Below are 25,454 nucleotides of genomic sequence, written 5' to 3'. Positions count from 1 at the left end.
CCCCGGTACTCATGTTACGTCTAAGCGAAATCAAACTCCCGCTCGATCATCCCGAGAGCGTTCTCGAAACCGCCGTCCGCGCGCGTCTCGCTGAACTCGGCGTGGACGAGAGCGGACTCATCCGGTACACCGTGTTTCGCCGCGCGCACGACGCGCGCAAGCGCGCGGACATCAAGCTCACCTATATCGTCGACGTCGAAGTGACGGATGAGGCGGCCGCGCTCAAGCGGCTCGCCGACGTGCCGCATTGCAGTGTGACGCCGGATATGACGTACCGTTTTGTCGCTAAAGCACCGGCGCAGCTGACTTCCCCACGCCCGGTCGTGATCGGCATGGGGCCGTGCGGGCTGTTTGCGGGGCTAATTCTTGCGCAGATGGGTTTCCGCCCGATCATTCTCGAGCGCGGCAAGGCCGTGCGCGAGCGCACTAAAGATACCTTCGGCCTGTGGCGCAAGTCTGTGCTCAATCCTGAATCGAACGTGCAGTTCGGCGAAGGCGGCGCGGGCACCTTCTCGGACGGCAAGCTTTACAGTCAGATCAAGGATCCGAAGCACTACGGCCGCAAAGTGCTCGATGAGTTCGTCCGCGCGGGCGCGCCGGAGGACATTCTTTATCTGAGCCGGCCCCATATCGGCACGTTTCGCCTCGTCAGCATGGTCGAAAAGATGCGCGCGACCATTCACGAGTTGGGCGGAGAGGTGCGTTTTGAGACGCGGGTCGACGACATCGACATCGAGCAGGGCAAGGTGCGCGGGCTCAAGCTGTCGACGGGTGAGAATTTGCGCTGCGACCATGTGGTGCTGGCGGTTGGCCATAGCGCACGCGATACGTTCCAGATGCTGAGCGACCGCGGCGTTTATATCGAAGCGAAGCCGTTTTCGCTCGGCTTCCGGATCGAGCATCCGCAAGGGTTGATCGATCGCAGCCGTTTCGGCAAGTTCGCGGGCCACAAGCAACTGGGCGCCGCCGACTATAAGGTGGTGCATCACTGCAGCAATGGGCGCGCGGTCTATAGCTTCTGTATGTGTCCGGGCGGTACGGTGGTTGCGGCGACTTCCGAGCCGGGCCGCGTGGTGACCAACGGCATGAGCCAGTATTCACGCGCCGAACGCAATGCCAATGCCGGGATTGTCGTCGGCATCACGCCGGACGATTATCCGGGCGGCCCGCTCGCCGGCATCGCCTTCCAGCGCAAATGGGAAGAGCGGGCGTTCGAACTGGGCGGCGGCAACTATATGGCGCCGGGGCAACTGGTCGGCGACTTTATCGCCGGGCGGCCGTCTACGTCGCTGGGTTCGGTGGTGCCGTCATATAAGCCGGGCGTGCACCCGACCGATCTCAGCACCGCGCTGCCCGACTATGTGATCGAGGCGATCCGCGAAGCGTTGCCGCAAATGGATAAGAAGATCGCCGGTTTTGCCATGCATGACGCCGTGTTGACGGGCGTTGAGACGAGAACGTCGTCACCGATTCGCGTGCGGCGCCGGGATGACTATCAGAGCATGAATGTCGAGGGTTTGTATCCGGCCGGAGAGGGCGCGGGATATGCCGGTGGGATCTACTCGGCGGCCATCGACGGAATCGAAGTGGCCGAAGCACTTGCGTTGAAGATGACCGGAGCGTCGGCCTGATTTGTCATGCGTCTGCGCCGGCACCGAATGGTTGCGGCGCGGGTGAGCTGATCCGAGTGGGGCGCTATGCGCTGTGCGCCCTCAGCTGATTGTCTGCTTCGCAGGTGTTGCGCTCGGGATTCCGGGAGAGCCGCTAGTGCGGGGCGAGCGGAATAAGTTTGGCTCCGCGAGGTTCTCCTCCGAATGCACATGCCGTTTTGCGGTCCGCTCGCCGCGGCATATCTTCTGATGCCAGGCGCGGGTGACCGCACAATACCGTTCGCACGGTCGGCCGCGATGGCCATGGCGATCGGGCACAATGCACGTTTTGCCTCGAACTGACCACCCGAATGACCATTCGCACCCTGGCTGCCGCATGTGGCGCGGCGCTGCTTTGCCAATTTGCCGTTTCCTCGACTGTATCCGCTGCCGAGGCCCCGGCGCACTGGGTCACCGCATGGGCGACGGCGCTGCAACCCATCCCGCAACGGTCGGATTTACCGCCGTTGTACCGCGCTCCTGAAGTCGCTGGCCGCACCGTTCGCCAGATTGTTTATCCGACGCTGTCCGGTAAATCCGCACGAATCCATCTCAGCAACGAGTACGGCAAGACGGCGCTCGTCATCGAGGAGCTGCGCATTGCGCGTTCGGCCGGCGGCGCGGCAGCGCTGGGCAATGGCGAAGCGCGTGTGACGTTTGGTGGCAAGAGCTCGGTGAGCATACCGGCGGGCGCAGAATTGGACAGCGACCCTGTTGCTATCGATATCGCCGAAGGTTCACCTTATGCCATCAGTGCATTCACGGGGCCGGAGCAGCGGATTGTGGCGTGGCACCGAGTTGCGAATCAGTTGAATTACGTTTCCGCACCGGGCAATCACACTGCCGACACCTCCGCTGATTCGTTTCGTGGCCGGTTTACGCAATATGTGTGGGTGACGGGTCTGTCCGTGGACGCGCCGTCATCGGCGGCCGTCGCGGCGATCGGCGACTCGATCACCGACGGCATGCGCTCCAGTCTGAATCAGAATCGGCGCTGGCCAGACGCGCTGGCTCGTCGATTCGCGGGCACCGGCGACCATTCGACGGCGATCGTTAACCTTGGCATTAGCGGCAATCGCTTGCTGAGCGACTCACTTTGCTACGGCGACGCGCTCGTCCGGCGTTTCGACCGGGATGTGCTGGAACGCCCGGGCGTCAAGACGACAATCCTGCTGATCGGAATCAACGACATCAACTTTGCGGCGATGCCGGCGCGTAACGGCCTTGACTGCGACTTCCCGCATACCTCGGTGACGGCCGCCGAGCTGATTGCCGGCTACCAGCGGGTGATTGCTGATGCGCGACGCCGGGGTATCAAGGTGTTCGGCGCGACGTTGACGCCGGCATCGCTGCCAGCGCCGCGGGAGGCTATCCGGCTTGAGGTCAACCAGTGGATTCGAACCAGCCACGCTTTTGACGGCGTTGTAGATTTTGACGCCGCATTACGTGACCCGGCGCAACCGGATCGCCTGCAGCGTGCCTTTGACAGTGGCGACCATATCCACCCCAGCGACGCCGGATACAGCGCAATGGCCGAGGCGGTTCCAGTGGCTGCTCTGGTGAATTCAACCCGGAAATGAGTCGCCAAAAAAAGATTTTCGTCAAACCCTTGTCATATGACCGATGTTCACCTAAGATTCGCCTCCTCGTTTGCGAACGGGAGCTGCTGTAGAAACAGGTGGCCGTAACGTCAACAAGGTTTTAAGCGAAAGCGGAAAAATGTTGTTGACGAAACGAAAAAGATTCTCCATAATCTCGTTTCTCTGCTGCAGATGCAGCGACGCAGAACGAAGCGGTGCCGGTGGTTGCGAGGTATGCGGCACGGTGCGGTTTCGGTAGTGAGTGCGGATCGATCTTTAAAAATTAACAGCCGATAAGTGTGGGCGCTTGATGCGCGACGCGCGCCGGAGCCTTCGGGGTCCGGCATAAGCGAAAGTATCAAGTCTCACACTAGTATTAAAGGAAGGTTTTCCTGTCGGGGTGGATTCACGCCGATGGGATGATCATTCGTCAGTACGTTGAGTGAGCGACCGGGTTCGAAAGAGCCCGAAAAACAGTAACAGGTTTGAACTGAAGAGTTTGATCCTGGCTCAGATTGAACGCTGGCGGCATGCCTTACACATGCAAGTCGAACGGCAGCACGGACTTCGGTCTGGTGGCGAGTGGCGAACGGGTGAGTAATACATCGGAACGTGTCCTGTAGTGGGGGATAGCCCGGCGAAAGCCGGATTAATACCGCATACGCTCTACGGAGGAAAGGGGGGGATCTTAGGACCTCTCGCTACAGGGGCGGCCGATGGCAGATTAGCTAGTTGGTGGGGTAAAGGCCTACCAAGGCGACGATCTGTAGCTGGTCTGAGAGGACGACCAGCCACACTGGGACTGAGACACGGCCCAGACTCCTACGGGAGGCAGCAGTGGGGAATTTTGGACAATGGGCGCAAGCCTGATCCAGCAATGCCGCGTGTGTGAAGAAGGCCTTCGGGTTGTAAAGCACTTTTGTCCGGAAAGAAAACCTCCGCCCTAATATGGTGGGGGGATGACGGTACCGGAAGAATAAGCACCGGCTAACTACGTGCCAGCAGCCGCGGTAATACGTAGGGTGCAAGCGTTAATCGGAATTACTGGGCGTAAAGCGTGCGCAGGCGGTTCGCTAAGACAGATGTGAAATCCCCGGGCTTAACCTGGGAACTGCATTTGTGACTGGCGGGCTAGAGTATGGCAGAGGGGGGTAGAATTCCACGTGTAGCAGTGAAATGCGTAGAGATGTGGAGGAATACCGATGGCGAAGGCAGCCCCCTGGGCCAATACTGACGCTCATGCACGAAAGCGTGGGGAGCAAACAGGATTAGATACCCTGGTAGTCCACGCCCTAAACGATGTCAACTAGTTGTCGGGTCTTCATTGACTTGGTAACGTAGCTAACGCGTGAAGTTGACCGCCTGGGGAGTACGGTCGCAAGATTAAAACTCAAAGGAATTGACGGGGACCCGCACAAGCGGTGGATGATGTGGATTAATTCGATGCAACGCGAAAAACCTTACCTACCCTTGACATGTATGGAACCCTGCTGAGAGGTGGGGGTGCCCGAAAGGGAGCCATAACACAGGTGCTGCATGGCTGTCGTCAGCTCGTGTCGTGAGATGTTGGGTTAAGTCCCGCAACGAGCGCAACCCTTGTCCCTAGTTGCTACGCAAGAGCACTCTAGGGAGACTGCCGGTGACAAACCGGAGGAAGGTGGGGATGACGTCAAGTCCTCATGGCCCTTATGGGTAGGGCTTCACACGTCATACAATGGTCGGAACAGAGGGTTGCCAAGCCGCGAGGTGGAGCCAATCCCAGAAAACCGATCGTAGTCCGGATCGCACTCTGCAACTCGAGTGCGTGAAGCTGGAATCGCTAGTAATCGCGGATCAGCATGCCGCGGTGAATACGTTCCCGGGTCTTGTACACACCGCCCGTCACACCATGGGAGTGGGTTTTACCAGAAGTGGCTAGTCTAACCGCAAGGAGGACGGTCACCACGGTAGGATTCATGACTGGGGTGAAGTCGTAACAAGGTAGCCGTATCGGAAGGTGCGGCTGGATCACCTCCTTTCTCGAGCTAACGTGTCAATGCGTTGAGCGCTCACGCTTATCGGCTGTGAATTAGGACAGTAAGTCAGACAGACTGAGGGGTCTGTAGCTCAGTCGGTTAGAGCACCGTCTTGATAAGGCGGGGGTCGATGGTTCGAATCCATCCAGACCCACCATTGTCTTGTCTGCGATGGCTGCGCTAGTCGATGAACCCTGAAGTGTGATGATGCTATCTGTGCATGACTGGGGGATTAGCTCAGCTGGGAGAGCACCTGCTTTGCAAGCAGGGGGTCGTCGGTTCGATCCCGTCATCCTCCACCAATCTTCAATGCCGGTTTTACTGCGGCAAGCCCTGAAAGGGGTTTGCGGTGTAGTGAAACAGGCATTGGCGATTGAGCCAGTCAGAGTGATACGCGGTTATAGCAATCGTGATATCGGCTGTCGTTCTTTAACAATCAGGAAGAAGTAGTAAAGAGATTCACGAAAGCATACTTAGAGATGGGTGTGTGAGTAGGTGAATCAGGGTTGTGATTGTATCAATGTATTTTTAAGTGATCGAAAGATTGCTTTGGAATACGGCGCAACACGAATACTCAACCTGTAGCGATTGTGGCGAAGGTGGCATTCCCAGTGAATGACACATGAGACACACCCGTTATAGGGTCAAGCGAACAAGTGCATGTGGTGGATGCCTTGGCGATCACAGGCGATGAAGGACGCGGTAGCCTGCGAAAAGCGACGGGGAGCTGGCAAACGAGCTTTGATCCGTCGATGTCCGAATGGGGAAACCCACCTCTTTTGAGGTATCCGTAACTGAATACATAGGTTACGTGAAGCGAACGCGGTGAACTGAAACATCTAAGTAACCGCAGGAAAAGAAATCAACCGAGATTCCCAGAGTAGTGGCGAGCGAAATGGGATCAGCCTGTACTCTTTATTCTTATTGTTAGTCGAAGGCTCTGGAAAGTGCCGCCATAGCAGGTGATAGCCCTGTAGACGAAAACAGTTTGAAAGAACTAGGTGTACGACAAGTAGGGCGGGACACGTGAAATCCTGTCTGAAGATGGGGGGACCATCCTCCAAGGCTAAATACTCGTGATCGACCGATAGTGAACCAGTACCGTGAGGGAAAGGCGAAAAGAACCCCGGGAGGGGAGTGAAACAGATCCTGAAACCGCATGCATACAAACAGTCGGAGCCTCGCAAGGGGTGACGGCGTACCTTTTGTATAATGGGTCAGCGACTTACATTCAGTGGCAAGCTTAACCGATTAGGGCAGGCGTAGCGAAAGCGAGTCCGAACAGGGCGTTCAGTCGCTGGGTGTAGACCCGAAACCAGGTGATCTATCCATGGCCAGGATGAAGGTGCGGTAACACGTACTGGAGGTCCGAACCCACTAACGTTGAAAAGTTAGGGGATGAGCTGTGGATAGGGGTGAAAGGCTAAACAAACCTGGAAATAGCTGGTTCTCTCCGAAAACTATTTAGGTAGTGCCTCGTGTATCACCTTCGGGGGTAGAGCACTGTCATGGTTGTGGGGTCCATTGCGGATTACTACGCCATAGCAAACTCCGAATACCGAAGAGTGCAATCACGGGAGACAGACATCGGGTGCTAACGTCCGGTGTCAAGAGGGAAACAACCCAGACCGCCAGCTAAGGTCCCCAAATATTGCTAAGTGGGAAACGAAGTGGGAAGGCTAAAACAGTCAGGAGGTTGGCTTAGAAGCAGCCATCCTTTAAAGAAAGCGTAATAGCTCACTGATCGAGTCGTCCTGCGCGGAAGATGTAACGGGGCTAAGCAATATACCGAAGCTGCGGATGCACATTTATGTGCATGGTAGGAGAGCGTTCCGTAAGCCTGCGAAGGTGCACTGGAAAGTGTGCTGGAGGTATCGGAAGTGCGAATGCTGACATGAGTAGCGATAAAGGGGGTGAAAGGCCCCCTCGCCGTAAGCCCAAGGTTTCCTACGCAACGTTCATCGGCGTAGGGTGAGTCGGCCCCTAAGGCGAGGCAGAAATGCGTAGCTGATGGGAAGCAGGTTAATATTCCTGCACCATTGTTAAATGCGATGGGGGGACGGATCGCGGAAGGTTGTCCGGGTGTTGGAAGTCCCGGTCCTTGCATTGGAGAAGGCGCTTTGGCAAATCCGGGCGCGGAATTCAAGGGTGCGAGGCCATTCACTTAGGTGAAGAAGCAACTGGAAGTGGTTCCAAGAAAAGCCTCTAAGCTTCAGTTTAACAGGACCGTACCGCAAACCGACACAGGTGGGCGAGATGAGTATTCTAAGGCGCTTGAGAGAACTCGGGAGAAGGAACTCGGCAAATTGGTACCGTAACTTCGGGATAAGGTACGCCCCTGTAGCTTGACTGGCCTGCGCCAGAAGGGTGAAGGGGTTGCAATAAACTGGTGGCTGCGACTGTTTAATAAAAACACAGCACTCTGCAAACACGAAAGTGGACGTATAGGGTGTGACGCCTGCCCGGTGCCGGAAGATTAAATGATGGGGTGCAAGCTCTTGATTGAAGTCCCGGTAAACGGCGGCCGTAACTATAACGGTCCTAAGGTAGCGAAATTCCTTGTCGGGTAAGTTCCGACCTGCACGAATGGCGTAACGATGGCCACACTGTCTCCTCCCGAGACTCAGCGAAGTTGAAGTGTTTGTGATGATGCAATCTCCCCGCGGCTAGACGGAAAGACCCCATGAACCTTTACTGTAGCTTTGCATTGGACTTTGAACCGATCTGTGTAGGATAGGTGGGAGGCTATGAAGCGTGGACGCCAGTCTGCGTGGAGCCGTCCTTGAAATACCACCCTGGTTTGTTTGAGGTTCTAACCTTGGTCCGTTATCCGGACTGGGGACAGTGCATGGTAGGCAGTTTGACTGGGGCGGTCTCCTCCCAAAGTGTAACGGAGGAGTACGAAGGTACGCTAGGTACGGTCGGAAATCGTGCTGATAGTGCAATGGCATAAGCGTGCTTAACTGCGAGACCGACAAGTCGAGCAGGTGCGAAAGCAGGTCATAGTGATCCGGTGGTTCTGTATGGAAGGGCCATCGCTCAACGGATAAAAGGTACTCTGGGGATAACAGGCTGATACCGCCCAAGAGTTCATATCGACGGCGGTGTTTGGCACCTCGATGTCGGCTCATCTCATCCTGGGGCTGTAGCCGGTCCCAAGGGTATGGCTGTTCGCCATTTAAAGAGGTACGTGAGCTGGGTTTAAAACGTCGTGAGACAGTTTGGTCCCTATCTGCCGTGGGCGCTGGATATTTGAAGGGGGCTGCTCCTAGTACGAGAGGACCGGAGTGGACGAACCTCTGGTGTACCGGTTGTCACGCCAGTGGCATCGCCGGGTAGCTATGTTCGGAAGAGATAACCGCTGAAAGCATCTAAGCGGGAAACTCGCCTTAAGATGAGATATCCCCGGGGCTTCGAGCCCCTTGAAGGGTCGTTCAAGACCAGGACGTTGATAGGTCAGGTGTGGAAGCGCAGTAATGCGTTAAGCTAACTGATACTAATTGCCCGTAAGGCTTGATCCTATAACAGGTGTGTTTCGTTTCGGGTTGCGCTTTAGCGCTTAGCCGAAACAACCCCCGCAGGGGGCAGCACACAGGTTGAGATCAGTGTTGTGCCGGAAACAACACAACCCCCGAATCTCCCTCTGGTGAGCATCACCAGAAACTACTTCTTCCAGATTGGCTGTCTTGCCCCAAGGCACTACAGCAACAAGTCATGCCTGATGACCATAGCGAGTCGGTCCCACCCCTTCCCATCCCGAACAGGACCGTGAAACGACTCCACGCCGATGATAGTGCGGATTCCCGTGTGAAAGTAGGTAATCGTCAGGCTCCCCTGCAGCAACAGAAACCCCACCCCAAAAGGTGGGGTTTCTGCGTTTACGGCTACGCTGGAATCACTATATAAGTGAGAGCTATGAGTTTGGAACGGCCAAGCAAGCCTTGACAGCAAGCGGTTGTTCCCTCATAATCATCAGTTCTCTGCGGAGGGGTGCCCGAGTGGCTAAAGGGGGCAGACTGTAAATCTGTTGGCTTACGCCTACGTTGGTTCGAATCCAACCTCCTCCACCAGAATGCAAGTTGTAGCAGTAGATGGGAATCCATGGATCCTTGCGGGTGTAGCTCAATGGTAGAGCAGAAGCCTTCCAAGCTTACGACGAGGGTTCGATTCCCTTCACCCGCTCCAGCAACAAAGAAGTAGCGCCCATGTGGCTCAGTGGTAGAGCACTCCCTTGGTAAGGGAGAGGTCGGCAGTTCGATCCTGCCCATGGGCACCAGAAGTACTCGGTGATTGTTTGCGCGCGGCGCAACGTACGGATAAATCCTCTTAGGAGTCGAAAATGGCCAAGGGTAAGTTTGAGCGGACCAAGCCGCACGTGAACGTCGGCACGATCGGTCACGTTGACCACGGCAAGACCACGCTGACGGCAGCGATCACGACGGTGCTGACCAAGAAGTTTGGCGGCGAAGCGAAGGCATACGACCAGATCGACGCGGCGCCGGAAGAAAAGGCACGTGGTATCACGATCAACACGGCACACGTCGAGTACGAAACGGCTAACCGCCACTACGCACACGTCGACTGCCCGGGCCACGCTGACTATGTGAAGAACATGATCACGGGCGCAGCGCAGATGGACGGCGCGATCCTGGTGTGCTCGGCTGCAGACGGCCCGATGCCGCAAACGCGTGAGCACATCCTGCTGGCACGCCAGGTTGGCGTTCCGTACATCATCGTGTTCCTGAACAAGTGCGACATGGTGGACGACGCTGAACTGCTGGAACTCGTCGAGATGGAAGTTCGTGAACTTCTGTCGAAGTACGACTTCCCGGGCGACGACACGCCGATCATCAAGGGTTCGGCCAAGCTGGCGCTGGAAGGCGACACGGGTGAGCTGGGCGAAGTGGCGATCATGAATCTGGCCGACGCGCTGGACACGTACATCCCGACGCCGGAGCGCGCAGTTGACGGCTCGTTCCTGATGCCGGTGGAAGACGTGTTCTCGATCTCGGGTCGCGGCACGGTGGTGACGGGTCGCGTTGAGCGCGGCGTCGTGAAGGTTGGCGAGGAAATCGAAATCGTCGGTATCAAGCCGACGGTGAAGACGACCTGCACGGGCGTGGAAATGTTCCGCAAGCTGCTCGACCAGGGTCAGGCCGGCGACAACGTGGGTATCCTGCTGCGCGGCACGAAGCGTGAAGACGTGGAGCGTGGCCAGGTTCTGGCGAAGCCGGGTTCGATCAACCCGCACACGCACTTCACGGCAGAAGTGTACGTGCTGAGCAAGGACGAAGGTGGCCGTCACACGCCGTTCTTCAACAACTATCGTCCGCAGTTCTACTTCCGTACGACGGACGTGACGGGCTCGATCGAGTTGCCGAAGGACAAGGAAATGGTCATGCCGGGCGACAACGTGTCGATCACGGTGAAGCTGATCAACCCGATCGCGATGGAAGAAGGTCTGCGCTTCGCAATTCGCGAAGGCGGCCGTACGGTCGGCGCAGGTGTGGTTGCCAAGATCCTCGAGTAACGCCAGAAAGTTCTCGTTGATCGGTAGTTTCGGGGTTGGCGGTGTCGTCAACCCCAAAATGGTTTAGGGGTATAGCTCAACTGGCAGAGCGTCGGTCTCCAAAACCGAAGGTTGGGGGTTCGATTCCCTCTGCCCCTGCCAACTCTCGCGTCGTATATGGCGCTTCGTTAAGGTGTTATGGCGAATCCTTCCGTCGAAACTGTAAATACATCCGGCGACAAGCTGATGCTCGTCGCGGGCGTATTGTTGGTCTTGGCCGGGTTCGTGGGGTTCTTCTGGCTCAGCGGCCAGGAATGGTACGTCCGCGGAGCTGCCTTGGCTGTTGGCGCTATCGCTGGTGTTGCAGTCGGTCTTCTCTCCGCGCCTGGCAAGGGTTTCATCGCTTTCGCCAAAGACTCGTACAAAGAAGTTCGCAAGGTTGTCTGGCCGACTCGTAAAGAGGCCACCCAGACAACGCTCGTAGTGTTCGGCTTCGTGTTCGTCATGGCGATCTTTCTTTGGATTAGCGATAAATCCATCGAATGGGCGATTTTCTCGGTGATTCTGGGTTGGAAATGATATGAGTGATACTCCGGCATCCCCGAGCGGCAAGCGTTGGTATGTGGTGCACGCCTACTCCGGCATGGAGAAGAGCGTGCAACGTGCGCTTCAGGAGCGCATTGAACGTGCTGGCATGCAAGACCAGTTTGGTCAAATCCTCGTTCCGACTGAAGAAGTGGTCGAGGTGAAAGGCGGTCACAAATCGGTGACCGAACGTCGTTTCTTCCCGGGCTACGTCCTTGTGGAAATGGAAATGACAGACGAAACGTGGCACCTCGTGAAGAACACGGCAAAGGTGACGGGTTTCGTAGGCGGTGCGCGTAATCGTCCGAGCCCGATTTCCCCGCGGGAAGTCGAGAAGATCATGTCGCAAATGCAGGAAGGCGTGGAAAAGCCGCGTCCGAAAACCCTGTTCGAAGTAGGCGAGATGGTGCGGGTGAAGGACGGTCCGTTCACGGATTTCAACGGCAGCGTCGAAGAAGTGAACTACGAAAAGTCGCGTGTCCGTGTTTCCGTTACAATTTTCGGCCGCGCAACGCCGGTCGAGTTGGAATTCGGTCAGGTCGAAAAGTTGTAATTCAGAATTCTACGGGGCGCACCAGTCGGTGCGTTCCGTATTTCGCGCTTACGGTCCGCGTAATGGCCGTTGAGGAGCGCAAGTAGTCTGTTTTCCGGCGAACGCGCGCTACTACTCACTGAATGTCCGCTTGTATTGCCGCGGCGTTCCTAAGAGGTTTTCAAAATGGCAAAGAAAATCATCGGCTTTATCAAGCTGCAGATCCCTGCAGGTAAAGCCAACCCGTCGCCGCCGGTCGGTCCGGCACTGGGCCAGCGCGGCCTGAACATCATGGAGTTCTGCAAGGCGTTTAACGCGCAGACTCAAGCATTGGAACCGGGTTTGCCGATTCCGGTCGTGATCACCGCGTTCGCGGACAAGAGCTTCACGTTCGTTCTGAAGACGCCGCCGGCTACGGTTCTGATCAAGAAGGCAGCGAAGATCGACAAGGGTTCGGCTAAGCCGCATACCGACAAGGTCGGCAAGATCACCCGCGCTCAAGCTGAAGACATCGCCAAGACCAAGATGCCCGATCTGACGGCAGCTGATCTGGACGCAGCGGTTCGTACGATCGCTGGTAGCGCCCGCTCGATGGGCATCACCGTGGAGGGCGTGTAAATGGCTAAGCTTTCAAAGCGTCTGCAAGCATTTGCAGCCAAGGTTGATCGTCAAAAGCTGTACGCGATCGACGAAGCTCTGTCGCTCGTGAAGGAATGCGCAAGCGCGAAGTTCGACGAGTCGATCGACGTTGCAGTGCAACTCGGCATCGACGCGAAGAAGTCGGACCAAGTGGTTCGCGGCTCGGTCGTGCTGCCGGCTGGTACCGGTAAGTCGGTTCGCGTGGCCGTGTTCGCACAAGGCGAAAAAGCTGAGCAAGCTCGTGCAGCTGGCGCAGAAGTCGTCGGTATGGAAGACCTGGCTGAACAAGTCAAGGCTGGCAAGCTGGACTTCGACATCGTGATCGCTTCGCCGGACACGATGCGCGTTGTCGGTACGCTCGGTCAGATCCTCGGCCCGCGCGGCCTGATGCCGAACCCGAAGGTTGGCACGGTTACGCCGGACGTCGCGACTGCGGTCAAGAACGCCAAGGCTGGTCAGGTGCAATTCCGTGTCGACAAGGCCGGTATCATCCACGCCACGATTGGCCGTGCTTCGTTCGAGCCGACGGCTCTGCGTAGCAACCTGAACGCTCTGGTCGACGCGCTGCAAAAGGCGAAGCCGGCAACGAGCAAGGGTGTGTACCTGCGTAAGGTTGCACTGTCGAGCACGATGGGTGTTGGCGTTCGCGTCGACCAGGCATCGCTCGCAGCACAGTAATAAATTTCATCGCCTTGACGTGAGTCGAGGCGGTTTTATGGGCTTTGGGCGGTCGCAAGATGGCAGTCTGCATCGAGCGGCCGGTTGTCAAAGACCGTTGGCGGGAACGCAGCAGGTAGGCGGTCCCTTAATGTAAAGCCAACGCAGATGGCGAACCCGAAAAGGTTTTGTAGTGATGAAGCCGGTTGAAGTCCACAGCAATGTGGGGTTCAGGCGGTCGAAATACTCCTGACTGGTCGGACGCCGTTATTGAACGCGGTACACAAGGCGCACGCTGCGTGTATCGAATCTGGAGGTTAACCGTGCCACTTAACAAAGAAAGCAAGCAGGCCGTCGTCGCTGAGGTTGCCGCGCAAGTCGCGAAAGCCCAGACCGTGGTTCTGGCTGAGTATCGTGGAATCGCGGTTGGCGATCTGACCAAGCTGCGCGCGAAAGCGCGTGAGCAACAGGTTTACCTTCGTGTGTTGAAAAACACGCTGGCGCGTCGCGCTGTCGAAGGTACCCCGTTTGCTCCGCTGGCAGAGCAGATGACTGGTCCGTTGATCTACGGCATCTCGGAAGATGCAATTGCTGCTGCCAAGGTCGTTAACGACTTCGGCAAAACCAATGACAAGTTGATCATCAAGGCTGGTTCCTACGAAGGCAAGGTGATGGACAAGGCTGGCGTGCAAGCGCTGGCAAACATCCCGAGCCGCGAAGAACTGCTCTCCAAGCTGTTGTACGTTATGCAAGCACCTGTTTCCGGCTTTGCGCGCGCTTTGGCCGCGCTGGCAGAAAAGAAACAAGGCGAAGAAACCGCTGCGTAACGCACTTCAGTCGAGCGTGATTGATCGCTGGCTGTATCCGAATTCAATTTAGGAGTATTTCAAATGGCAATCGCAAAAGATGACATCCTCGAGGCAGTAAGCTCGATGTCGGTTCTGGAACTGAACGAGCTGGTCAAGGCGTTCGAAGAAAAGTTTGGCGTGTCGGCAGCTGCTGTTGCAGTGGCAGGCCCGGCAGGCGGCGGCGCTGCTGCTGCTGCTGAAGAGCAAACCGAATTCACGGTCAACCTGACGGAAGTCGGCGCGAACAAGGTTTCGGTCATTAAGGCTGTTCGTGAACTGACGGGTCTCGGCCTGAAGGAAGCGAAGGACCTGGTCGACGGTGCACCGAAGCCTGTTAAGGAATCGGTACCGAAGGCTGCTGCTGAAGAAGCCAAGAAGAAGTTGGAAGAAGCCGGCGCGAAGGCTGAAATCAAGTAAGTTTCGGCGCGTTGTGCGAAGGCTGGCGGTTTTCCACCGCCGGCCTTTTTGTGCTTTGTGGGAACCATGTTTTTGTCAGCCGGTTTCGGCAAGAACAGGGGTCCCAGAAGCCAAAGAAAATCGCCTATCGGCAATATCGACCGGCGCTTCTCTTTGTCTTCTGAAGCGACTGCAGAAGGCAAGTTTGGTCGGGTAGCGGGCAACATAGGCATCCGCTGCCGTCAGCCAGCGGTTGGTAGCGGCCAACCACCAAGCTTCTAGGCTCGTTCAAGCCATCGGACGGCCATCGGGTCTCAGTCGGTGAACACTCGGGTTGTCTCATCAAGGTATCCTGCCTCGACAACAATGCCCGCCGTGATTCGGAGATCGTATGCAATATTCCTTCACCGAGAAGAAGCGCATTCGCAAGAGTTTTGCGAAGCGCCCCATCGTTCACCAAGTACCTTTCCTGCTGGCTACCCAGCTTGAATCATTCAGCACGTTTCTGCAAGCAGACACGTCATCCACGCAACGCAAGCCGGAAGGCCTGCAAGCTGCGTTTACCTCCGTTTTCCCGATCGTTTCGCACAACGGTTTTGCGCGTCTCGAGTTCGTCAGCTACATGCTGTCGCCGCCGGCATTCAACATCAAGGAATGTCAGCAGCGCGGTTTGACGTACTGCTCGGCATTGCGCGCGAAAGTGCGCCTGGTGCTGCTCGACAAGGAATCGCCGAGCAAGCCGGTCGTCAAGGAGGTGAAGGAACAGGAAGTGTACATGGGCGAAATTCCGCTCATGACGCCGACGGGTTCGTTCGTCATCAACGGCACGGAACGTGTGATCGTTTCCCAGCTGCATCGTTCGCCGGGCGTGTTCTTCGAACACGACAAGGGCAAGACGCACAGCTCGGGCAAGCTCCTGTTCTCGGCCCGTATCATTCCTTACCGCGGCTCGTGGCTCGACTTCGAATTCGATCCGAAGGACGTGCTGTACTTCCGCGTCGACCGCCGTCGCAAGATGCCGGTCACGATCCTGCTGAAGGCGATTGGCCTGACGCCGGAGCAGATCCTCGCAAACTTCTTCGTGTTCGACAATTTCACGCTGATGCCGGAAGGCGCGCAGATGGAATTCGTGCCGGAGCGTCTGCGTGGTGAAGTCGCGCGCTTCGACATCACGGACCGTGATGGCAACGTGATCGTCCAGAAGGACAAGCGGATCAACGCCAAGCACATTCGCGATCTCGACAACGCGAAGACGAAGTTCATTTCGGTGCCGGAAGACTATCTGCTCGGCCGCGTGCTCGCGAAGAACGTCGTCGACGGCGACACGGGTGAAGTCATCGCTAACGCGAACGACGAAATCACCGAAACCGTCCTCGAAAAGCTCCGCGAATCGAAGATCAAAGACATCCAGACGCTCTACACGAACGATCTGGATCAAGGTCCGTATATCTCGTCGACGCTGCGTATCGACGAAACCGCGGACAAGATGGCTGCACGCATCGCGATCTACCGCATGATGCGTCCGGGCGAACCGCCGACCGAAGAAGCGGTCGAGGCGCTGTTCAACCGTCTGTTCTACAGCGAAGACGCATACGACCTGTCCAAGGTGGGTCGTATGAAGTTCAACCGCCGTGTCGGTCGCGACGAAATCGTCGGTCCGATGACGCTGCAAGACGACGACATCCTCGCAACGATCAAGATTCTGGTCGAACTGCGTAACGGCAAGGGCGAAGTGGACGACATCGACCACTTGGGCAATCGCCGTGTGCGTTGCGTCGGCGAACTGGCGGAAAACCAGTTCCGCGCCGGTCTCGTGCGTGTCGAACGTGCTGTGAAGGAACGCCTCGGCCAGGCCGAAAGCGAAAACCTGATGCCGCACGACCTGATCAACTCGAAGCCGATTTCGTCGGCGATTCGCGAGTTCTTCGGTTCGTCGCAGCTGTCGCAGTTTATGGACCAGACCAACCCGCTGTCGGAAATCACCCACAAGCGCCGTGTTTCGGCACTTGGCCCGGGCGGTTTGACGCGTGAGCGCGCTGGCTTTGAAGTCCGCGACGTGCACCCGACCCACTACGGCCGTGTGTGTCCGATTGAAACGCCGGAAGGTCCGAACATCGGCCTGATCAACTCGCTCGCTCTGTACGCGCACCTGAACGAATACGGCTTCCTCGAAACGCCGTATCGCAAGGTGACGGACGGCAAGGTGACGGATCAGATCGATTATCTGTCGGCGATCGAAGAAGGCCGTTACGTGATCGCTCAGGCGAACGCGGCAGTGGCAGAAGACGGCACGCTGACCGACGAACTGGTGTCGTCGCGTGAAGCAGGCGAAACGCTGATGGTTACGCCGGACCGCATCCAGTACATGGACGTGGCGCCGTCGCAGATCGTCTCGGTGGCAGCATCGCTGATTCCGTTCCTCGAGCACGATGACGCGAACCGCGCATTGATGGGTTCGAACATGCAGCGTCAGGCTGTGCCGTGTCTGCGTCCTGAAAAGGCCGTGGTCGGTACGGGTATCGAACGCACGGTGGCAGTCGACTCGGGCACGACAGTTCAGGCATTCCGCGGCGGTGTGGTCGATTACGTCGACGCAGGCCGTATGGTGATCCGCGTGAACGACGATGAAGCCGTTGCTGGCGACGTCGGCGTGGACATCTACAACCTGATCAAGTACACGCGTTCGAACCAGAACACGAACATCAACCAGCGCCCGATCGTGAAGGTCGGCGATATCGTGTCGCGTGGCGACGTGCTGGCTGACGGTGCATCGACCGATCTCGGCGAACTGGCTCTCGGCCAGAACATGCTGGTCGCGTTCATGCCGTGGAACGGCTACAACTTCGAAGATTCGATCCTGATCTCGGAGAAGGTGGTTGCTGACGACCGTTACACGTCGATCCACATCGAAGAACTGAACGTCGTAGCTCGCGATACGAAGCTCGGACCGGAAGAAATCACGCGCGACATCTCGAACCTGGCTGAAGTGCAACTCGGCCGTCTCGATGAGTCGGGCATCGTCTACATCGGCGCTGAAGTCGAAGCAGGCGACGTGCTGGTCGGTAAGGTCACGCCGAAGGGCGAAACCCAGCTGACGCCGGAAGAAAAGCTGCTGCGCGCGATCTTCGGTGAAAAGGCTTCGGACGTGAAGGATACGTCGCTGCGCGTGCCGTCGGGCATGAGCGGCACGGTCATCGACGTTCAAGTATTCACGCGTGAAGGCATTCAGCGCGACAAGCGTGCGCAACAGATCATCGACGATGAACTGAAGCGTTATCGCCTCGACCTGAACGACCAGCTGCGTATCGTGGAAGGCGATGCATTCCAGCGTCTCGCACGTATGCTGACCGGCAAGGTCGCGAACGGCGGTCCGAAGAAGCTCGCGAAGGGTACGAAGATCGAACAGGCTTACCTGGAAGATCTCGACCACTACCACTGGTTCGACATCCGCCTCGCGGATGAAGAAGCAGCGGCACAGCTCGAAGCGATCAAGGACTCGATCGAACAGAAGCGTCACCAGTTCGATCTGGCGTTCGAAGAAAAGCGCAAGAAACTCACGCAAGGCGACGAACTGCCGCCGGGCGTGCTGAAGATGGTCAAGGTGTATCTGGCTGTGAAGCGTCGTCTGCAGCCTGGCGACAAGATGGCCGGCCGTCACGGTAACAAGGGTGTGGTGTCGAAGATCGTTCCGATCGAAGACATGCCGTACATGGCCGATGGCCGTCCGGCTGACGTCGTTCTGAACCCGCTCGGCGTGCCGTCGCGGATGAACGTGGGTCAGGTTCTCGAAGTGCATCTGGGTTGGGCCGCGAAGGGTCTCGGCTGGCGTATTGCAGAAATGCTGCAACGTCAGGCGAAGATCGCTGAACTGCGCGAATTCCTGACCAAGATCTACAACGAGTCGGGCCGCGCTGAAGAGCTGGACAGCTTCACGGACGACGAAATCGTCGAACTGGCGAAGAACCTGCGCGAAGGCGTTCCGTTTGCCACGCCGGTGTTCGACGGTGCGACGGAAGAAGAAATGTCGCGCGCGCTGGATCTGGCATTCCCGGACGACATCGCGAAGAACCTCGGCATGACGCCGTCGAAGAACCAGGTGCGTCTGTATGACGGCCGCACGGGTGAGATGTTCGAACGTACGGTGACTGTCGGCTACATGCACTACCTGAAGCTGCACCACCTGGTCGACGACAAGATGCACGCGCGTTCCACGGGCCCGTACTCGCTCGTGACGCAGCAGCCGTTGGGCGGTAAGGCGCAGTTCGGTGGCCAGCGTTTCGGTGAAATGGAAGTGTGGGCGCTCGAAGCGTACGGCGCATCGTACGTGTTGCAAGAAATGCTGACGGTGAAGTCGGATGACGTGGCGGGCCGGACCAAGGTGTATGAGAACCTGGTCAAGGGCGATCACGTGATCGACGCCGGCATGCCGGAATCCTTCAACGTGCTCGTGAAGGAAATCCGCTCGCTCGGTATCGATATCGACCTCGACCGCAACTAATCGGACTACGGAGAGAAAGCAATGAAAGCTCTGCTCGATCTATTCAAGCAAGTCCAACAGCCTGAAGTTTTTGACGCGATCAAGATCGGTCTGGCTTCGCCAGACAAGATCCGTTCGTGGTCGTTCGGTGAAGTCAAGAAGCCGGAAACCATCAACTACCGGACGTTCAAGCCGGAACGCGATGGTCTGTTCTGCGCGAAGATTTTCGGCCCGATCAAAGACTACGAATGCCTTTGCGGCAAGTACAAGCGCCTGAAGCATCGTGGCGTGATCTGTGAAAAGTGCGGCGTCGAAGTGACGCTCGCGAAGGTGCGTCGCGAACGGATGGGCCACATTGAGCTGGCCTCGCCGGTCGCTCACATCTGGTTCCTGAAGTCGCTGCCGTCGCGTCTGGGCATGGTGCTCGACATGACGCTGCGCGACATCGAACGCGTGCTGTACTTCGAAGCATACGTGGTGATCGATCCGGGCATGACGCCGCTGAAAGCGCGGCAGATCATGACCGAAGAGGATTACTACAACAAGGTCGAAGAGTACGGTGACGAATTCCGTGCCGAAATGGGCGCGGAAGGCGTTCGCGAACTGCTGCGCGCGATCAACATCGACGAACAGGTCGAGATGCTGCGCACCGAACTCAAGAACACGGGTTCGGAAGCGAAGATCAAGAAGTACGCGAAGCGCCTGAAGGTGCTCGAGGCTTTCCAGCGTTCGGGTATCAAGCCTGACTGGATGGTGCTCGAGGTGCTGCCGGTGCTGCCGCCGGAACTGCGTCCGCTGGTGCCGCTGGATGGCGGCCGTTTCGCGACGTCGGACCTGAACGACCTGTATCGCCGCGTGATCAACCGTAACAACCGGTTGAAGCGTCTGCTCGAACTGAAGGCGCCTGAAATCATCGTCCGCAACGAAAAGCGGATGCTGCAGGAAGCCGTCGATTCGCTGCTCGACAACGGTCGTCGCGGTAAGGCAATGACCGGCGCGAACAAGCGTCCGCTGAAGTCGCTCGCTGACATGATCAAGGGTAAGGGCGGTCGTTTCCGTCAGAACTTGCTCGGTAAGCGCGTGGACTACTCGGGCCGTTCGGTGATCGTGGTCGGCCCGACGCTCAAGCTGCATCAGTGCGGTCTGCCGAAGCTGATGGCGCTCGAACTGTTCAAGCCGTTCATCTTCAACAAGCTGGAAGTGATGGGTGTGGCTACCACCATCAAGGCTGCGAAGAAGGAAGTCGAGAACCAGACGGCCGTGGTGTGGGACATCCTCGAAGAGGTGATCCGCGAACATCCGGTCATGCTGAACCGTGCGCCTACGCTGCACCGTCTTGGCATTCAGGCTTTCGAGCCGGTGCTGATCGAAGGTAAGGCTATCCAGCTGCACCCGCTCGTTTGCGCGGCGTTCAACGCCGACTTCGACGGTGACCAGATGGCTGTGCACGTGCCGCTGTCGCTCGAAGCGCAGATGGAAGCGCGCACGCTGATGCTGGCGTCGAACAACATTCTGTTCCCGGCCAACGGCGATCCGTCGATCGTGCCGTCGCAGGATATCGTGCTCGGCCTGTACTACGCGACGCGTGAAGCAGTGAACGCCAAGGGCGAAGGCCTGACGTTCACCGGCGTGTCGGAAGCACTGCGTGCTTACGAGAACAAGGAAGTCGAGCTCGCCTCGCGCGTCAACGTGCGGATCACGGAAATGGTCCACAACGAAGACAAGTCGGAAGGTGCGCCGGCGTTCGTGCCGAAGATCTCGCTGTACGCGACGACCGTCGGCCGCGCAATCCTGTCGGAAATCCTTCCGCCGGGCCTGCCGTTCTCGGTGCTGAACAAGCCGCTGAAGAAGAAGGAAATCTCGCGCCTCATCAACACCGCATTCCGCAAGTGCGGTCTGCGTGAAACGGTGATTTTCGCCGACCAGCTGATGCAGTCGGGTTTCCGTCTGGCAACGCGTGCCGGTATTTCGATTTGCGTCGACGACATGCTCGTGCCGCCGCAGAAAGAACAGATCGTCGGCGATGCAGCCAGGAAGGTGAAGGAATACGACCGTCAGTACATGTCGGGTCTCGTCACGTCGCAAGAACGTTACAACAACGTGGTCGACATCTGGTCGGCAACGTCGGAAGCGGTCGGCAAGGCGATGATGGAACAGCTGTCGACGGAACCGGTGGTCGATCGCGACGGCAACGAAACGCGTCAGGAGTCGTTCAACTCCATCTACATGATGGCTGACTCGGGTGCTCGTGGTTCCGCGGTTCAGATTCGTCAGCTGGCCGGTATGCGTGGCCTGATGGCGAAGCCGGACGGCTCGATCATCGAGACGCCGATTACGGCGAACTTCCGTGAAGGCCTGAACGTGTTGCAGTACTTCATCTCGACCCACGGTGCACGTAAGGGTCTGGCTGATACGGCACTGAAGACGGCTAACTCGGGTTACCTGACGCGTCGTCTCGTCGACGTGACGCAGGATCTGGTGGTGGTCGAGGACGATTGCGGTACGTCCAACGGCGTCGCCATGAAGGCGTTGGTCGAAGGCGGTGAAGTCGTCGAAGCGCTGCGTGACCGTATCCTCGGTCGCGTGACGGTGGCTGACGTCGTCAATCCGGAATCGCAGGAAACGCTGTACGAAACGGGCACGTTGCTCGACGAAGACGCGGTCGAAGAAATCGAACGCCTCGGCATCGACGAAGTGCGCGTGCGTACACCGCTGACTTGCGAAACGCGTTACGGTCTGTGCGCAGCCTGCTATGGCCGCGATCTGGGTCGTGGCTCGTCGGTCAACGTTGGCGAGGCAGTTGGCGTGATCGCTGCCCAGTCGATCGGTGAACCGGGCACGCAGCTCACGATGCGTACGTTCCACATCGGTGGTGCGGCATCGCGTGCAGCAGTGGCTTCGTCGGTTGAAGCCAAGTCGAACGGTACGGTTCGTTTCACGGCGACCATGCGTTACGTCACCAACGCGAAGGGCGAGCAGATCGTCATCTCGCGTTCGGGCGAAGCGATGATCACCGACGACCACGGTCGCGAGCGCGAACGTCACAAGGTGCCGTACGGCGCGACGCTGTTGCAACTGGACGGCGCGCAGATCAAGGCCGGCACGCAACTGGCGACGTGGGATCCGATGACGCGTCCGATCATCACCGAGTACGGTGGCACGGTGAAGTTCGAAAACGTCGAAGAAGGCGTGACGGTTGCCAAGCAGATCGACGATGTGACGGGTCTCTCGACGCTGGTCGTGATCGACGTGAAGCGCCGCGGTTCGCAAGCGTCGAAGACGGTGCGTCCGCAGGTCAAGCTGCTCGACGCGAACGGCGAAGAAGTCAAGATCCCGAACACCGAGCACTCGGTGCAGATCGGCTTCCAGGTCGGCGCTCTGATCACCGTGAAGGACGGTCAGCAAGTGCAGGTCGGTGAAGTGCTGGCACGTATCCCGGTTGAATCGCAAAAGACTCGCGACATTACCGGTGGTCTGCCGCGTGTGGCCGAACTGTTCGAAGCGCGCTCGCCGAAGGACGCCGGTATTCTGGCGGAAGTCACGGGCACGACGTCGTTCGGTAAGGACACGAAGGGCAAGCAGCGTCTCGTTATCACGGACCTCGAAGGCAATCAGCACGAGTTCCTGATCGCGAAGGAAAAGCAGGTTCTGGTGCACGATGGTCAGGTCGTCAACAAGGGCGAAATGATTGTCGACGGTCCGGCTGATCCGCACGACATTCTGCGTTTGCAGGGCGTCGAAGCGCTGGCGCGCTACATCGTGGACGAAGTGCAGGACGTGTATCGTCTGCAGGGCGTGAAGATCAATGACAAGCACATTGAAGTGATCGTCCGTCAGATGCTGCGCCGTGTGCAGATCGTCGATAACGGTGACACGCGCTTCATCATGGGCGAACAGGTCGAGCGCTCGGATATGCTCGACGAGAACGACCGGATGGCTGCGGAAGACAAGATCCCGGCAACCTACGACAACGTGCTGCTCGGTATCACGAAGGCATCGCTGTCGACCGATTCGTTCATCTCCGCGGCGTCGTTCCAGGAAACGACTCGCGTGTTGACCGAAGCGGCGATCATGGGCAAGCGCGACGATCTGCGCGGGCTGAAGGAAAACGTGATCGTTGGTCGTCTGATTCCGGCTGGTACGGGTCTCGCGTTCCACAAGGCACGCAAGAGCAAGGAACTGTCCGACCGCGAGCGTTTCGATCAGATCGCAGCGGAAGAGTCGTTCGAATTCGGTACGCCGGAAACCCCGGCCGCCGAACAGCAGCACTCAGGCGAGTAAGTCCCGGCGGCGCAAGCCGCCTGGACTCAGCAGCCAGCGAAGCCGCTCAGTTTCGACTGAGCGGCTTTTTTTTGTCCACGGGAGTTAGTGCTTTAGCACTTACTCCTGTTCCACGCACCGCGGGTGTCTCATTTTTTGTGCGGTTTTGTGGATCCGTCGGCCAAATGGCTAACGTTTGTGCAAAGCACGGGCGCAGCACGAATGCGTTGGTAAAATTCGTGTCACCGGCATTACGCTGCTTCTCTTAAATTCATGTCCCGTCCGCTCGAAATCCTCAACGAAGTCTTCGGTTACCCCGCGTTTAGAGGACAGCAGGGCGAAATTGTCGAACACGTCGCCGGCGGCGGCGATTGTCTCGTGCTGATGCCGACGGGCGGCGGCAAGTCGTTGTGTTATCAGATCCCTTCTTTGGTGCGTCGCGAGGCAGGGTGCGGAGCTGGGATCGTCGTGTCCCCGCTGATCGCATTGATGCAGGATCAGGTTGCCGCGCTTACCGAAGTCGGCGTGCGTGCCGCCTACCTGAACTCGACGCTGTCGAGCGCGGAAGCGATGGCCACCGAGCGTGCATTGCGCGAAGGTGAAATCGATCTGTTGTATGTGGCGCCGGAACGATTGATGACGCCCCGTTTCCAGGAGCTGCTCGAGCGGACGCGCATCGGCTTGTTCGCGATCGACGAAGCGCATTGCGTGTCGCAGTGGGGTCACGACTTCCGTCCTGAATATATTCAGCTGTCGGTGTTGCACGAACGTTTTCCGAACGTGCCGCGCATCGCGCTCACCGCGACCGCCGACGCGATCACGCGCGACGAAATCATCCACCGTCTCGCGCTGGACGACGCGCGCATCTTTGTCTCGAGTTTCGATCGCCCGAACATTCGTTATCGGATTGTTGAGAAGGACAATGCGCGTACACAATTGCTCGACTTCATTCGCGCGGAACACTCGAGACCTGACGGCACGACCGACGCCGGCGTGGTGTATTGCCTGTCGCGGCGCAAGGTCGAAGAAACGGCCGAGTGGCTGAAAGAGAAAGGGATGCGCGCGTTGCCTTACCACGCCGGCATGGAGTTTGAAATCCGCCAGAAGCATCAGGAGATGTTTCAGCGCGAGGAAGGCATCGTGATGTGCGCGACGATCGCCTTTGGTATGGGTATCGACAAGCCGGACGTGCGCTTTGTGGCTCACCTTGATTTGCCGAAGAGCGTCGAAGGCTACTACCAGGAAACCGGCCGCGCCGGCCGTGACGGCATGCCTGCCAATGCCTGGATGGCATACGGTCTCGGCGACGTCGTGCAGCAGCGCAAGATGATTGACGAGTCTGATGCCGACGATGCGCATAAGCGCGTTCAGACCGGCAAGCTCGACGCGCTGCTCGGCTTGTGCGAAGCGGCGACCTGCCGTCGGGTGCGGCTACTCGCGTATTTCGGCGAATCGAGCAAGCCGTGCGGCAACTGCGACAACTGCATTGAGCCGCCCGACACATGGGACGCGACCCGCGAAGCGCAAATGGCGCTGTCCTGCGTATTCCGCGCGCAGCGGGCGAGCGGTTTTCACTTTGGCGCCGGGCACCTGATCGACATTCTCCGCGGCAACCGTAGCGAGAAAATCCTGCAACGTGGCCACGAAAAGCTGACCACGTTCGGAATTGGCGCCGCGCTCGGCGAGCCGGAGTGGCGCGCTATCTTCCGCCAGCTCGTCGCGTTCGGCTACCTGACCGTCGACCACGAAGGTTTCGGCTCGCTGGTACTGACGGAGGCTGCCAAAGCCGTGTTGAAGAGCGAACAGAACGTGACGATGCGCCGCTATGTGAAGCCCACGCGTACCCGTCAGTCGTCCGGCCGCACGAGCGAGCGGGCCGACCCGACGATTGGCATGGGCCCACGCGAGCGCGCCCGCTGGGAGCGTCTGCGCACCTGGCGCACGGAGACGGCGAAGAGCGACGGCGTGCCGGCTTACGTCATTTTCCACGACGCCACGCTGGCGGAAATTGCCCGCAACGGTCCCGATTCCATCGAGGATCTGCGTGGCATTCCCGGCATGGGTGCGCGCAAACTCGACCGTTTTGGCGACGAATTGCTGGAAGTTGTCGCTGCCGACTGAGATCCGGTGAGCGCTGTTTGAGATCGGCAGGCATGCGAAACGTCGCAACCTGTTGACTCCCTTAGCATTTTCGGAATATTATGCTAGGTTCCGGTTCTTGGAATGCCTGTGTGCGAAGTGAATTCGTGCGCTGACGCCTCGGTCCGGAAGTTCGATGCGCAATCGTTTCTGCTTTGCCCGGAAACA

12 protein-coding genes, 6 tRNA genes and 3 rRNA genes are annotated in these 25,454 nt (G+C 58.1%); all 21 read left to right on the top strand.

Annotated features, from left to right (window positions below):
• The first annotated feature begins 11 nt into the window (after positions 1–11).
• The 21 genes from ACOSV0_RS18675 to recQ all read left to right on the top strand — a co-directional run bounded on the left by ACOSV0_RS18675 (position 12) and on the right by recQ (position 25,268).
• Positions 12–1,631 (top strand): NAD(P)/FAD-dependent oxidoreductase, encoded by a 1,620-nt coding sequence (locus ACOSV0_RS18675; RefSeq protein ID WP_434107554.1) that lies wholly within the window; start codon positions 12–14, stop codon positions 1,629–1,631.
• A gap of 329 nt (positions 1,632–1,960) precedes the next feature.
• Positions 1,961–3,229, top strand: coding sequence for an SGNH/GDSL hydrolase family protein (locus tag ACOSV0_RS18670; RefSeq protein WP_434107553.1), 1,269 nt, complete (start codon positions 1,961–1,963; stop codon positions 3,227–3,229).
• 487 nt (positions 3,230–3,716) lie between these two features.
• Positions 3,717–5,247: ribosomal RNA gene (locus ACOSV0_RS18665) — 16S ribosomal RNA — on the top strand.
• Positions 5,248–5,324: 77 nt separating this feature from the next.
• Positions 5,325–5,401 (top strand) — tRNA-Ile (locus ACOSV0_RS18660).
• Positions 5,402–5,470: 69 nt separating this feature from the next.
• A tRNA-Ala gene (locus ACOSV0_RS18655) sits at positions 5,471–5,546 on the top strand.
• A 340-nt stretch (positions 5,547–5,886) separates the two neighbouring features.
• Positions 5,887–8,765, top strand: a 23S ribosomal RNA gene (locus tag ACOSV0_RS18650).
• 196 nt (positions 8,766–8,961) lie between these two features.
• Positions 8,962–9,074: ribosomal RNA gene (rrf, locus tag ACOSV0_RS18645) — 5S ribosomal RNA — on the top strand.
• The 16S, 23S and 5S rRNA genes sit together here with 5 tRNA genes alongside, the layout of an rRNA operon.
• Positions 9,075–9,228: 154 nt before the next feature.
• A tRNA-Tyr gene (locus ACOSV0_RS18640) sits at positions 9,229–9,314 on the top strand.
• 41 nt (positions 9,315–9,355) lie between these two features.
• Positions 9,356–9,429, top strand: a tRNA-Gly gene (locus ACOSV0_RS18635).
• A gap of 16 nt (positions 9,430–9,445) precedes the next feature.
• Positions 9,446–9,520, top strand: a tRNA-Thr gene (locus ACOSV0_RS18630).
• A gap of 63 nt (positions 9,521–9,583) precedes the next feature.
• Complete coding sequence (gene tuf / locus ACOSV0_RS18625) at positions 9,584–10,774, top strand: elongation factor Tu (protein WP_025496714.1); 1,191 nt, start codon at positions 9,584–9,586, stop codon at positions 10,772–10,774.
• Between the two features lie 65 nt (positions 10,775–10,839).
• Positions 10,840–10,915, top strand: a tRNA-Trp gene (locus ACOSV0_RS18620).
• 36 nt (positions 10,916–10,951) lie between these two features.
• Positions 10,952–11,332: a preprotein translocase subunit SecE gene (gene secE, locus ACOSV0_RS18615; RefSeq protein ID WP_046567533.1), complete on the top strand. Its 381-nt coding sequence runs from the start codon at positions 10,952–10,954 to the stop codon at positions 11,330–11,332.
• A 1-nt stretch (position 11,333) separates the two neighbouring features.
• Complete coding sequence (gene nusG / locus ACOSV0_RS18610; protein ID WP_007180147.1) at positions 11,334–11,891, top strand: transcription termination/antitermination protein NusG; 558 nt, start codon at positions 11,334–11,336, stop codon at positions 11,889–11,891.
• A gap of 165 nt (positions 11,892–12,056) precedes the next feature.
• On the top strand, positions 12,057–12,488 hold the full coding sequence (gene rplK, locus ACOSV0_RS18605; protein ID WP_115781229.1) for a 50S ribosomal protein L11: 432 nt from the start codon (positions 12,057–12,059) through the stop codon (positions 12,486–12,488).
• The gene (gene rplA / locus ACOSV0_RS18600; RefSeq protein ID WP_011490061.1) at positions 12,489–13,187 is read left to right on the top strand and encodes a 50S ribosomal protein L1; all 699 of its coding nucleotides are present in this window, start codon (positions 12,489–12,491) and stop codon (positions 13,185–13,187) included.
• A 302-nt stretch (positions 13,188–13,489) separates the two neighbouring features.
• The gene (rplJ, locus tag ACOSV0_RS18595; protein WP_007180144.1) at positions 13,490–13,993 is read left to right on the top strand and encodes a 50S ribosomal protein L10; all 504 of its coding nucleotides are present in this window, start codon (positions 13,490–13,492) and stop codon (positions 13,991–13,993) included.
• A 63-nt stretch (positions 13,994–14,056) separates the two neighbouring features.
• A complete protein-coding gene (rplL, locus tag ACOSV0_RS18590) occupies positions 14,057–14,431 on the top strand; it encodes a 50S ribosomal protein L7/L12 (RefSeq protein WP_054043372.1) in 375 nt (124 codons plus the stop codon).
• 370 nt (positions 14,432–14,801) lie between these two features.
• Entirely contained in the window at positions 14,802–18,908 is a 4,107-nt protein-coding gene (gene rpoB, locus ACOSV0_RS18585; protein WP_434107550.1) for a DNA-directed RNA polymerase subunit beta, read from the top strand.
• A gap of 21 nt (positions 18,909–18,929) precedes the next feature.
• A complete protein-coding gene (rpoC, locus tag ACOSV0_RS18580; protein ID WP_434107549.1) occupies positions 18,930–23,168 on the top strand; it encodes a DNA-directed RNA polymerase subunit beta' in 4,239 nt (1,412 codons plus the stop codon).
• 252 nt (positions 23,169–23,420) lie between these two features.
• The gene (gene recQ, locus ACOSV0_RS18575) at positions 23,421–25,268 is read left to right on the top strand and encodes a DNA helicase RecQ (protein ID WP_434107548.1); all 1,848 of its coding nucleotides are present in this window, start codon (positions 23,421–23,423) and stop codon (positions 25,266–25,268) included.
• Positions 25,269–25,454 lie beyond the last annotated feature (186 nt).

It is taken from the genome of Paraburkholderia caffeinilytica (assembly GCF_051027425.1).
GTDB classification, from domain to species: Bacteria; Pseudomonadota; Gammaproteobacteria; order Burkholderiales; family Burkholderiaceae; genus Paraburkholderia; species Paraburkholderia caffeinilytica_A.
Note: the sequence above shows the minus strand (reverse complement) of the source record. Positions and strands in the feature narration are given on the sequence as shown.

What these genes read in the sequence shown, in the direction of transcription:
- rpoB (WP_434107550.1), top strand. Translation starts at nt 14,802, where the DNA reads ATGCAATATTCCTTCACCGAGAAGAAGCGCATTCGCAAGAGTTTTGCG.
- ACOSV0_RS18675 (WP_434107554.1), top strand. Translation starts at nt 12, where the DNA reads ATGTTACGTCTAAGCGAAATCAAACTCCCGCTCGATCATCCCGAGAGC.
- secE (WP_046567533.1), top strand. Translation starts at nt 10,952, where the DNA reads ATGGCGAATCCTTCCGTCGAAACTGTAAATACATCCGGCGACAAGCTG.
- recQ (WP_434107548.1), top strand. Translation starts at nt 23,421, where the DNA reads ATGTCCCGTCCGCTCGAAATCCTCAACGAAGTCTTCGGTTACCCCGCG.
- rplK (WP_115781229.1), top strand. Translation starts at nt 12,057, where the DNA reads ATGGCAAAGAAAATCATCGGCTTTATCAAGCTGCAGATCCCTGCAGGT.
- rpoC (WP_434107549.1), top strand. Translation starts at nt 18,930, where the DNA reads ATGAAAGCTCTGCTCGATCTATTCAAGCAAGTCCAACAGCCTGAAGTT.
- nusG (WP_007180147.1), top strand. Translation starts at nt 11,334, where the DNA reads ATGAGTGATACTCCGGCATCCCCGAGCGGCAAGCGTTGGTATGTGGTG.
- rplA (WP_011490061.1), top strand. Translation starts at nt 12,489, where the DNA reads ATGGCTAAGCTTTCAAAGCGTCTGCAAGCATTTGCAGCCAAGGTTGAT.
- tuf (WP_025496714.1), top strand. Translation starts at nt 9,584, where the DNA reads ATGGCCAAGGGTAAGTTTGAGCGGACCAAGCCGCACGTGAACGTCGGC.
- rplL (WP_054043372.1), top strand. Translation starts at nt 14,057, where the DNA reads ATGGCAATCGCAAAAGATGACATCCTCGAGGCAGTAAGCTCGATGTCG.
- ACOSV0_RS18670 (WP_434107553.1), top strand. Translation starts at nt 1,961, where the DNA reads ATGACCATTCGCACCCTGGCTGCCGCATGTGGCGCGGCGCTGCTTTGC.